At 35.5% G+C, this 12,816-nt stretch carries 6 protein-coding genes and 1 pseudogene; all 7 read right to left on the bottom strand.

The features are described 5' to 3' along the window. Nucleotides 1-3,943 (bottom strand): beta strand repeat-containing protein (locus tag DMB65_RS18780; RefSeq protein WP_133249520.1); only part of this gene is annotated, 3,943 nt, incomplete at its 3' end. A 423-nt stretch (nt 3,944-4,366) separates the two neighbouring features. Continuing rightward, on the bottom strand, nt 4,367-5,293 hold the full coding sequence (gene queG / locus DMB65_RS18785; protein ID WP_110308173.1) for a tRNA epoxyqueuosine(34) reductase QueG: 927 nt from the start codon (nt 5,291-5,293) through the stop codon (nt 4,367-4,369). Further along, nucleotides 5,290-5,445, bottom strand: a pseudogene (locus DMB65_RS22525) (cytochrome P450); the annotation flags it as partial. The gene queG and the pseudogene DMB65_RS22525, both read right to left, overlap by 4 nt. Before the next feature lie 248 nt (nt 5,446-5,693). Then, nucleotides 5,694-6,716 carry a Holliday junction branch migration DNA helicase RuvB gene (ruvB, locus tag DMB65_RS18795; protein WP_110308174.1) on the bottom strand — a complete coding sequence of 341 codons (1,023 nt, stop codon included), beginning with the start codon at nt 6,714-6,716 and terminating at the stop codon, nt 5,694-5,696. A 540-nt stretch (nt 6,717-7,256) separates the two neighbouring features. Next, entirely contained in the window at nt 7,257-9,203 is a 1,947-nt protein-coding gene (locus tag DMB65_RS18800; protein ID WP_110308175.1) for a glycoside hydrolase family 97 protein, read from the bottom strand. 57 nt (nt 9,204-9,260) lie between these two features. Beyond that, complete coding sequence (locus tag DMB65_RS18805) at nt 9,261-10,862, bottom strand: hypothetical protein (RefSeq protein ID WP_110308176.1); 1,602 nt, start codon at nt 10,860-10,862, stop codon at nt 9,261-9,263. A 12-nt stretch (nt 10,863-10,874) separates the two neighbouring features. Beyond that, the gene (locus DMB65_RS18810) at nt 10,875-12,809 is read right to left on the bottom strand and encodes a glycoside hydrolase family 127 protein (protein WP_110308177.1); all 1,935 of its coding nucleotides are present in this window, start codon (nt 12,807-12,809) and stop codon (nt 10,875-10,877) included. Nucleotides 12,810-12,816: the final 7 nt, after the last annotated feature.

A 12,816-nucleotide genomic window follows, 5' to 3' on the forward strand; every position in this document is an offset into this window, starting at 1 on the left:
CGTCGGTTATCACATAAGGGATGCTTACCGATCCGTTATAGTTGGCTGAGGGAGTGAAACTAATCACGCCCGCTGCGGTGATGTTAACCGTTCCGTTGGTCACGGCAATTACCTGAGCCGTGCCTGGGGTTAACGCTGTGCCGTTGATGCTGGTGATGCTTAATGTATCCCCATCTGTATCGGTATCTAAGCTTAACGGGGTCAGGGTCACGGTGCCTTCTTCGGCTACGGTATAGTTGTCGTCAACGGCTACCGGTGCACTATTTGCAACAGTTACTGTTAAAGTAGCACTTCTTAATTCATTAATACATACATTGTTAGAATGGCTGATAATTACTGTATAAACTTTGCCATTTAAACCTGTAACATTTGAAATATTTAAAGTTGCTGTATTAGTTCCGCTATAAACACCTGCATTACTTAAATTAACTCCATTTTCCTGCCATTGATACAATAATCCACTTGATGCATCTGTTGCGGGCGGAATTGTATAATTAGGTGTTCCCGATACAAAAGTAGTTGTATTTACAACATTTGCAACAACCGAAAAACTTGCTGAATTCCCTGCTGTTATTGTTTGATTACCAGGCGCAGTAGTTACCGTAGCGTTTGTTGCTGTTGTTACATTTGAATTAGTTCCTGAATAGGATGCTCCTGTAACTCTACCACTAGAGTCTACCTGACCAGATCCTATTACTCCCCCATAAGTTCCATCACTATTTGTATCTGTAGCACTACTTCCATAAGCTTCATTCGCATCATTACAACTATCATTATCGGAATCTAAATCAATTTGATCTGGCACGCCATCTTTGTCAGTATCACAAATATATTCAGATCGAAGAAATATTACTTGTTTTCTATTTACAGTTCCAATACGAGGTCCTGTAATACCAAATACAAATTGTCCAGCAGAATAATTATTAAACAATGCCTGATATGCATAAGTAAAATCAGTATCCAAAACATTTGGAGCAGGTATTACATTAGGTCTAAACGAATTATAACCAGATGGACCTCCAGACAAAAAACCATCAGCATTCAAATTTGAACCGATTAGCAAAGCCTCAGGACTTAATGCTGTAGCATATCCTCCAATATCACCATAATTATTACCCCCTCCATTACCATCTAAATCTGAAACAGTAATCCACAATTTATCAATTGCAGCAACTGTTCCTGTAGGATTACCAACTGTAGCTGAACCAGATTGAACAATACTTACCGAAAAAGTAACGTATGGATTTTCATTTGGCACTGCCCCTGTCAATTGTAAAGTACCTAAAGGAGTAGCTGTCGTTATATCTAATGTACCGGTTGGTACCTGTTTATTAATTACTCTTATGACAGCATCATAATTTACCCCTAAATAATTTATTGCATTCGTTTTTAGCAAATAATCTCCTGAGTTAATACTAGCTCCCGAACCCGTACCCGACAAGAACGTTAACCCATCCATAGCAACATTTGTAGTCGAACCTGAACATTCATTAGTATCTAAAATCCCATCATTATCATCATCTAAATCAACAGAATCCGACACACCATCACTATCTTTATCCAAAGGAATCATTGTAACAATAATATTCTTAGATACCTGACATCCATTTGTATTTGTATAAGTAACAAGTGCAGAACCTGCCGAAACTCCAGTTACTACCCCAGAGCTATTTACTGTTAAAATCGCTGTATTATTAGAAACCCACGGATTACTGCTAGCAGCAGTTGCACTACCTGTTAACGTTATTGAGGCTCCTTGTACTACCGAACTTAAACCCGTAATTGTAGGCAAAAGATTTACTGTTACAGTAGCTACTGATGAATTAGCAGTAGCACAAGAACCGTTTTGTAAAACAGCTCTATAATAAGTAGTCGCTGTTAAATTGGTTACTGTTAATGAGGTGGTAGTATTAGCAATAGTGATACCAGCAGTTGCAAAGTTATCTAATGATGATTCCCATCTTACTATTGAACCCGTATGTCCAGATAAACTTAAGTTGGTAGAATTAGTACCTGTACAAACAGAAGTACTTCCGCCAATTGTTCCACCGACCGTTGCTGGATCTATTGTTACAGCCACACTTCCTGTCATGGACGCGGTACATGTTGTAGAGGTATTAGTAGCAACAACCGTATAAGTTCCTGCCACTGTTTTATTTCCAAAACTAATTGCAGATCCTGTTCCCGCAACTACAGCTCCATTATTAACTCCGCCTAATTGTAATTGATAATTTACACCTGTTTGAGAATTACTTAATCCAACTACAACTCCTGATCCTCCTGAACAATAAGAACCACCTCCTGTTACAGTATAAACTGTTGGCGATACTAGAATTGCAGCATTACTAAATGAGGCTGAAGCTGCAGATATACAGGTTCCGTTACCTGCTCTTACTGTATAACTTGTACCTGTTACCATTCCTGTTATTGCTCCTCCTGCACCAACTATTGGTCCACTTGGAGTAAATGTATAAGCTAAAGTAGGATTATAATTGGATACCGTAGAACTGCCAGCTGCGGAGCAAGTTGGCGCAACAGATGTAATAGTTGGAACTGATTCTACCACACCAACACATAGATTACCACTTTTTGAAGTCGGACCACAAACAAAATTACTTTGCGTAACCAGATCCCTATAATCATAACCACTCATTCCTGCAGTTGCACCTGTAATGGTTAAAGTTCCGGTAGTAGCTCCTGAATATACACCACCGTTTGTAATATTAGTCCAGGACACTCCATTATTAGTACTTAATTGCCACTGATGTTGTGTCGTTCCTGAACCAGGAGTTGTAACAGTGGTTGTAAATGTTGTATTACCCCCAGCAGCTATAGATCTGTCTATTGGCGTCGCAGAATTTAAAACACTTGCAAAACCACCTGTATTGGTTGCGTTTGTATAATTTCCAGTATATGAAGCTGCAACTGGACCAGTTACAAGCCCCATGCTACTAACTGTTGGAACTCCTACTCCATAAACACCTCCGTCATTGCCATCGGCAGTAGATAAATTATAGTATTCATTGGCATCCGAACAGCCATCATTATCTGAATCTAAATCAAATTTATTTATAATTCCATCACTATCGCTATCACACATGCCAATCAAATTTGCATTGTCAAAATTAATAGCATTGTCCATTGATACAACATATGAATATGTCCCTGCTGGCAAGCTTACAGTACCTTCAATAAAAGTCCAACTCGTATTGTTGGTGACTGTAATATCTCCAGTAGTGGCCATTTGGGTTCCCCCGATTCCAGTACCACTCAAAATCCTTATAGATCCTACACCTGTGGCGGGAGCAGGATTACCAGTGGCAACATTTCTTGAAGAGAAAAACCCACTAAAAGTTAATACAGTTGTTCCTGCTCCTGTTAATGTAAAAGTTTGATAAAAATCATTTGAACCATTTGCTATATCTAAGTAATGTTGCTTTGTATTAACGCCAGCTAGCGCAGGATCAGCACTACTTTGCGGGCCAAATCCATTTGGATATACATAGGGTCCAGGTCCATCAACCTGAACTACGTTCGACTGACTCCCGCCTCCCAGAACCCAAGGGCTTATACTTACATTTATGTTATTTCCATCAGACAATCCGGAAACATTCTCAAAACTACCTGATAAGATTAAATTAGTACACTCATCAGTATCCAAAATCCCATCATTATCATCGTCTAAATCCTGAGAATTGATAATACCGTCTCCATCATAATCATCTGAGGGACCTGTTTGAGCATGTACAGAAACAACAAAACATAATAATATTACTGATAATATTGTTTTTGAAATTAAACATGCTCTTAATTTTTGTACAAAATAAGAAGGTATTAAACTGCAATTAGATAACAGTAATATTCTATTTTTGAACAAAATAAAAAACACATTAAAAGAATTTCTCTTAAAATAATTAAGCTCTTTAAAAGTAAAGTTAGACATAGACAACTCTGGTTTTGGTATAATAGAAACAAAAGATCCTGAAATACAAAAAGTATGTCAGAACAAATAATGGTTTAATTAAAAATTAAAATTTTGTGGTTCAGAAAAGATTTTTACGAGAATTTTATAACAGCACAGTGATATACTTTATCATAAATTACAGATTGAACCTACAAATGTTTTTTTATTATAAAAACATAAGCAAAAGTAAATAAACCAAAAAAGAATAAATATCTTAATCGGTAATCTGCATTTATAAACGTTGAAATAGACTTTTTTTAAAAAATAAACAGTATTAAACCTACAAATAAAAAGAGAGAATTTAGTAATTTCGAAATGTACTCAAAAAACATTTAGTACTTATAATCAGTGCTTTAACGGAATATCTTCTTTTCAAAAAAAGTGGATTACTATCCCATTAGCTTATTTCAAAAAATTAATATTTCTTCTTAAACCATCAAATTTGGTTCTTTTTACAGGAGAATTTTTAAAAACCATCTTAAAAGTTTCTTCTGTTATTTCAATCCAGTCTTTTTTGGAAAAAGAAAGCAGTTCCGGGTTTGGATTAAGCAATGGTTCTGAATGTGGCTTTGAGAAACGGTTCCAAGGACAAACATCCTGACACGTATCACAACCAAACATCCAATCATCGAATTTCCCTTTCATTTCGTAAGGGATATTCTCTTTGAGTTCGATTGTATAATAAGAGATGCATTTACTTCCGTCTACCACGTAAGGTGCGACTATAGCCTGCGTTGGACAGGCATCAATACAAGCTGTACATGAGCCACAGTGGTCTGTTACTGCTTGATCATATTCCAAATCTAAATCCAGAATAAGTTCTGCGATAAAATAAAAAGAGCCTACTTTTTGAGTTAATAAGTTACTGCTTTTTCCAATCCAGCCCAAACCGCTTTTGGCTGCCCATGCCTTATCCAAAACTGGTGCAGAATCTACAAAAGCCCGACCCGAAACATCTCCTATGTTTTCCTGAATTGAATAAAGAAATTCTTTCAGTTTTTCTTTAATAACAAAATGGTAATCCTGTCCATATGCATATTTTGAGATCTTGAAACTTTGATTGTTCTGAACTTCTGAAGGGTAATAGTTTAATAAAAGCGAAACCACACTTTTAGCACCATCAACCAATAATGTTGGATCTAAGCGTTTATCAAAATGGTTTTCCATATACTTCATTTGACCATTTTGGTTGTTTTTTAACCATTTTTCCAAACGAGGTGCCTCTTCTTCAAGGAATCCTGCTTTAGAAATACCACAGGAAAGAAAGCCAAGTCGTTTTGCTTCAGATTTAATCAATTTCGAGTATGTCTCTTTAGCGTTAATGCTCATCTTTTAGAAAATAAAACTTCAGCTCCAACCGGATTAAACGGTATCTTACGTTTAGCAGATTTAGTCACATATCTTTTTACAATATAAGAAAGTGTGAGGCACATTTCATAAATAGCAAAAACGGCTCCAATACACATTCGTGATCCGGCATCAAAAGGATAGAAACATTACAAGGAATGCTTTTTTTGTTCCCCAAGGAAAGGTTCCGGAATAAATTCATCCGGATTTTTCCAATATTTTAGGATCCTCTATTTTAAGAGAAAATGAATCCCTGTATTTATCGAAATATTTTTGATGAAACGGAATAGGATTTTTACGTATGCATTCAGCATCCAAAAGAAATCTTAATATTGAAAGCCTTTTTGGATAATTATATTTATTCCTAAACATTGATAAAATATTAAAATAATCCTCCTTGAATATTGGTATTTATTTTTCCTAAATGTTTATAAGCCTTATCAGTAACTTCACGTCCTCGTGGTGTACGCATAATGAATCCTTCCTGAATCAAAAAGGGTTCATATACCTCTTCAATGGTCTCACTACTTTCAGAAACAGCGGTGGCCAAAGTCGAAAGACCAACAGGTCCCCCTTTAAATTTGTTAATAATAGTTAACAATATCTTGTTATCCATTTCATCAAGACCATGTGCATCAACATTCAGTGCTTTTAAGGCATAACGGGAAATTTCGAGGTCAATAGTACCATTTCCTTTTATTTGGGCAAAATCACGTACCCTGCGCAGCAATGCATTAGCAATACGAGGTGTGCCTCGGCTACGTCCTGCTATTTCAATGGCAGCATCTAATGAAATTGGCATTTTAAGAATAGAAGAACTCCTTTCAACAATGGTCGTTAAAAGTTCAGTTGTATAATATTGTAAACGTGATGAAATTCCAAATCGAGCTCGCATTGGAGCTGTTAATAATCCTGAACGAGTAGTAGCTCCAATTAATGTAAAAGGATTTAAATTGATTTGAACCGTTCTTGCATTTGGTCCAGACTCTATCATAATGTCAATTTTGAAATCCTCCATAGCAGAATACAGATATTCTTCTACAATTGGGCTTAAACGATGAATTTCATCAATGAATAAAACATCTCTTTCGTCAAGATTTGTAAGTAATCCTGCTAAGTCGCCCGGTTTATCCAGAACCGGTCCGGAAGTAATTTTTATTCCAACTTCAAGTTCGTTTGCTAAAATATTCGCTAAAGTAGTTTTTCCTAATCCCGGAGGCCCATGAAAAAGAGTATGATCAAGTGCCTCACCACGCTGATTGGCTGCAGCAACAAAAATCTTTAAGTTTTCTAAAACCTGGTCTTGTCCGGCAAAATCATCAAATGATAGTGGACGCAATCTTTTTTCAAGATCTAACTCTTCTGGGTTGTATCCTTTTGCTGTAGGATCTAGATTTTCATTCATTCTACAAAGATATACAAAGTAATCAGTTTGTAAAACCGTAAAAGTAAGTGGATAAAACTTTAACTATTTACAATAATAGCCAAAGCCATTTAATTAAAGCCTTTTTATCTTTTTTGCTATCCAATATCTACTCCTGTGTAAGCTTTTTAATTAAAATGAATTATCAAACAGTCTTTGCTTTTATCAGAACCAAATACAATAATGAAACTATCCGCAGGAGCGCCTTTGCGCTAAAATACTATCCTAAAAGTACTCTTTAAGTAACTTTATAAGTATGGCGAATCGTGCATCTTTTTATTCGTATTCTCCAATAATGACTAAAAAGGAATGGTATCCGCTAATATTCCGCCCCTCTAAGTCTGGATGAAGATGGCTACTCGCAAACTGATTGGTTTATGTATACTCTGTGAACAGAGACTGATTCAATATAAGTTCAGGTTTAAAAACTACAAAATACCAAGAAAAGCTGCCTAATATGAGTTAAACTTATAAAGATTAATAAATAGAATAGGCCGTTTATTTTTAGATTTTTAACATTGTTTATTTCTTCAATTCTTTAAAAATTAATGCTACTCCTCCATTTGCTTTCAGATCAAAAGACAACTCTTCCCCCCCTTTTATTAATTGTTGTTTAACGGCAACTTTAGTTCTATTCTGAACCTCATCATTGTCTTGAAATGATTTCATTAAATACTTTTTTCCTTTTTCAAGAAATGTTGTTGGAACCTTGATTTTACGGGCTTGTTTATTTGTAATCGCCCCAACAAACCAGTCTGTATTATTTCTACGAGCTACAGTAATGTATTCTCCTATTTGTCCATTAAGCACTTTTGTTTCATCCCAAACTGTTTTTACTTCATCAAAAAACTCAATTTCGGGTTCGCCCTGATAATCCGAAGGTTGATCGTACCAATATAAAAACTGGACAGGGCTATAATAAACCACCGATAAAGCCAGTTGATGTGCATGGGTATTTTTTATTGCTTTGCTGTAATATGCAATAGTGTAATCGGCAGGACCGGCTAAAAAACGAGTAAATGGCAGAATGGCATTATGGTCAGCATCAGGCATTTCTTCGTTTCCACGAATTCCTTCCTGTGTCATTAAATTAGGATAGGTACGGCTAAAACCTGTTGGGCGATATTCGTCGTGAATGTCAACCATCAAACCATATTCGGCACATTTTTTTACCGCTTCATGCATCCACGTTGTCCAACGTTGATTTCCTACTTGTACAAAACCAAATTTTATCCCTTTGATTCCCCATTTTTTATAAAGAGGTAAAATAGTGTCTAATTGCTGAATCAACGCACGTTGGTTCACATATACCCAAATCCCAATTCCTTTTGAAGCAGCATAGGCTGCCAATTCCGGTATATTGAAATCTTTTGTTTCGGAAACTGTTGTCGCATCCGAACTCATTTTCATTTCTGGTCCATACCAGCCTGCATCCAAATGAACATATTGCAATCCTCTTTCATCTGCAAAATCGACACATTTTTTAGCATTCTCCTGGGTCATTTTTGATACACGAATTACTTTCCCGGGTTTAATCCAGGACACATCTTTCAATTGATTTTCAGGATTTAAATTTAAAACAATGGTATTGTTTGTAATTAAATCAGTCGCTTTCTCTGCAGCCATAATCAAACGCCATGGCGTAGCATAAGCAGGAATAACATCTACACTACCATATAGTGATGCCTGAAGCGTATTGCGCTTTTCAGTATTCAAACTAAATTTCATACGGGCATAATCGGTCATTTGAGCTTCAGCAATAGCTACAGTTAAACCATTAGCCAATTTCATTGTCAGTGGACGCTCGCTTTGTCCCTTCCAGTCTTTTAGAGGAAGTAATGAATATGGTCCCTGGGCCCATGGTTCGTAGTACGCCAATGTTTCTTCGGGCATGGTAAACTGCGTTTGTTCGCCTACAATATGTAGAAACAAACCGTTAGTTGGTTCCGGAAAATGGTATCGAACAGCAACTCCTTCGTTATAAGCACGAACAATTACGTTCATAAAATAACTTTTATTTTTATCGTAGCCCTCGGTTGCTACTTTCTTTACAGTCTCTCCTTTTTGAAATGAGATGATCATCTCATTATAGTTGTTACGGATAGTGGAATTTTCACCGTAAACAGGCTTCCATGTTTCATCTACAGCATTGCGCTGAACTCCTGTAAAATTTAAATTCTCACCCCATACTTTACAGGTATCATTTGGTATTGCAAGTGCTGATTCGAAAGTTTGATTTTCTATCAAAACACCTAGTTCCGATTCTAATAGTACTGTTTTCTCCTTAAAGGAAATTGTATAATACATTTGTTTTTCTTTTGAATCATTCTTTTTTTGATAAAAGGTAAATTCATAAGCTCCGTTTGGAGATTTCAATTTCTGAACTGTTTCCTGTAGTATAGACTGTGCCTGAATTGTTAAAAAACAAGAGAATAACATCCCTAAAACATACATTTTATTTTTTATCATTTTGTATTTGAATTATTTTAGACTACCAAAAATTTTATTGTCATTTAACTTTAAAATTTATTGTACTATATTAAAACTACGTTCTACATGCTCAGCCGATTGCAATTTTCCAGCAATCCCATATTGCCAAGCAACGACCGTAACCTTTACTGGAAATTTTGTTCTTGGAGGAATTTTAGTAAAATGTAACCTATCTTCTTCAATATAAGCAGGCCCTTCTTTTACGTAATAGTGTACTTTGGTTCCTATATCTGATTTAGCATTTAACTTTATCGTTTTTAATCCCAATTTCACATCATTTATTGTGTTGAAATTGATAATTTGTGTTTTACCTTCTTTATTTATTAATGGAAAGTGTAAATCAATTTGCTGAACTGCACTTTTATAATTTTCATCACCATCATTATGAGCCAAAAGCCAAATGTTATTGCTCCGTTTGGTATTATTAAACCCTAATTTATCGAAACTGATTTGAAAAATAGAATCGTTTATTTTTTTAACCGGCCCACAAATTCTATCAATTCCAATAGGCATTTTTACAAAATTACTTGTAGTTTTTACTCTTGAAGTGTCTGCAAAAAAAGCATTTAAATTAAAACTTATTCCATCTTCTAATGGTTTGAATATCAATTGAAAAACGGCATGAGTATTAACCGGTTTTAGTACTTCCCCATTTTGCTTAAACCCTATGTATTGATTTATTTTACCACGGGCTTGGGTATAAAAATCCTCTGTTGCTTTCGCCATTTGTTTGTCAAAAACCCACGAAGCTATTTTCCTGTCACCCTGGTATTTATTGTACTTAGCTGCTGCAAATTCTGGTATTGAGTCATGTCTCCATTTATCCATTAACCATCCAGAACTTGGATTTATTTTTTTAAGACTGGCGTAATGATCTACAGGCATCTTTGAGGGAAGCCTTTCCTTAGCTGCCTTTTTAATATAATCAGCAACATATTTTACCATCTGGTCAGAATAATCAAAATGTCCGTGGCCTGCATCGGCAAATAAAGTAATGACACTTTTGGGATGTTTTCCAATATACTTATATGCTGGTTGAATTCGTGCATCCCACCATTCATATTCACCCATTATAAACAAGGACGGAATTCCATCAATATTCTTGTTGCCCCAATCTGGATTTGGCTTTCCACTCCCTGTCAAATTACTTTGCGGTGTGTCTCCATGTACAGAAACTAAGGCTAAGGTACGTTCTGGATTAAAAGCAGCGTAATTCCATGGAAAACTTGCCATCGCCGAATGTCCAATAGGAATAATTGGTACATAAGCCAACTCCTGGTAACCTGATGTATTGGCCAATGTTTTAAAGATTTCATCAATAGCTTTATCTTCGTTTTTACTTATATCATAGGTCCAACTCGCTACAGGAGTAACCCAAACCTCAGCAAAACCAAGTTCTGTTAATACTTTTCTAAAGTAGGAATTCTCAAGCATCCCTTCTTCTATCATGTTGTGTTGACCAAACACAACCCCTTTAACTTGTTTGCAATTTTCTGGAATCCATAAAAACGCTTGCGGATGATCGTTTGTTTCTGGAGAAATAACGCTATTGACTTTTGCACTCCATTGCCATACTGATTGCGCTTGGATACCACAACTCAATTGAAAAAAGATTAATACTCTAAAAATTCGACTCATTTTTTGATTTCATTATTTTAAATTCCAATAAATGTTATAACGTTCTCTATGCAAATCAAATAAGGGTACAAAGGTTAATTCTTCTTTATCTCCAACTTTTATACTTTTAAAAGTTAATGGCTCCTTCGGAACTCTTTTTAACCATTTGTCAAACTGCCTCCCTTTAACTTCTAATTCATTATTAATTGTACCTGGTACAGCAAAGTCATAAGTATAATAATCATTGTGTAAGGCCGGATTAGAAAAAGGGGCAGGTTTTTCCATCCCTTTTGTTCCTAATTTTGCAGCCATAACAACTGGTCCATACATTAATGCTTTCATATTAGAATTCCCTTCTGAACTCCAATGCAATTCCATAGGAAATGTAATTTCAATTTTATCTTCGTTTCTCCAAATCCTGTCTAAATTGATATAACTCCCTTTAGCAGCTTTAACTTTTATTTTTTTTCCATTAACTTTTACAACAACCCCGGATGTAGCCCAAGATGGATACCGAATATTCAATCCCATTGTTAAAGGGCTGTCAACTGATACCGTTAGCTGTGTGGATTCTTCATATGGATATTTTGTTTCTTGCTTTAAGGTAAGTCCTTTTTCTTTCCATTTTAATTCTGATGGAATGAATAAATTCACATAAATGTCTTTATCATTATGATAATAAATCGTCTCCCCATATTTTGCTTGATTTTCAAATCCAGTTCCTACACAGCACCAAAAAGAATGTGTGGGTGTACTATATACTTTGTGTGCTCCGGGCAACATGGGTAAAAAATAAGCCACCATACCTGATTGAGGATCTTGTTGTCCCAAAATATGATTATACAAAGCCTTTTCATAAAAATCCATATATTTTACATTTCCTTCTAATCCATAAAGATGCTTGCTAAGCTTCAACATATTGTACACATTACACGATTCACCTGTATAGCCTGTTAAATGTTGCTCTTGTTCATCAGCTTTAAAAAATTTCTCTTTATCGCTATTGCTACCTGTCACAAAAGAATGATGATCTACGACCGTATTCCAAAAAAACTCCGGTATAGATTTATTATCCGTACCGCCCTCCAGTTCATAATCACGTACTAATCCTATCAGTTTTGGGATATATGTATTGGCATGTTTTTTATTTAAGTTGTCTTCATTTTTCTTCAAAGGGTCTAAGCTTTCATTATGATAGAAAAACGCTCCTAACCATTTGTATTTTTCATTTCCTGTAATGGCATATAGTGTGTAAAATGAATCGTTCATGCCTCCAAACTCATTTTTCAACATTATAGTTCGTTGTTCAGGAGTCACTTTTATCAACTTATCATAAGCCCAATTGGACATGCCGATCACTACTTCTAAAGCTAATTTATTATCTGCATAAAGATATTGGTCCATTAAACCCGCATAGAGTTTATGTAACGTATACCATGGAGCCCAAACACGTTGGCCTGCTATATTCCTATCAATTAAATTTTGAGGATAGGCACCTAAATAACCATTTTGTTTTAATGTTTTTTGTACTTCTGCAAGTCCAACCACTAAACTGTCGGCTTTCTCTTTATATACTTTATCTTTGGTGGAAGCATACAGCAATGACAATCCAGAAAGAATATGCCCCATGCTATGTCCTCTAAGTTCACAATCTAAGGATTCCCAACCGCCTAACTTTTCAGTTGTATCATATCCTCCTTCAACTCCACTGTAAACACCTGCACTGGTTCTAAAACTGTGTAATAAGCTATTTACTTTTAAAGATAAAATCCAGTTACTTTCTCTAAGCATATTGTCTTTAAACCTTGAATCTAGTAGCGTAATATCTTTCAAATCAAATGCAGCAACTTTTATAGATTTAGAATCATCCAAAGTAAATTTACCTTTATGTTGACCCGGATAATGTGATTGAGCAGTAGAAGCAATAACAACTCCTAATAGCATAACTGCTGTAATTGTAAATTTCATGATTTTT

It is taken from the genome of Flavobacterium cheongpyeongense, assembly GCF_003202435.1.
In the GTDB taxonomy this organism is placed as follows: domain Bacteria; phylum Bacteroidota; class Bacteroidia; order Flavobacteriales; family Flavobacteriaceae; genus Flavobacterium; species Flavobacterium cheongpyeongense.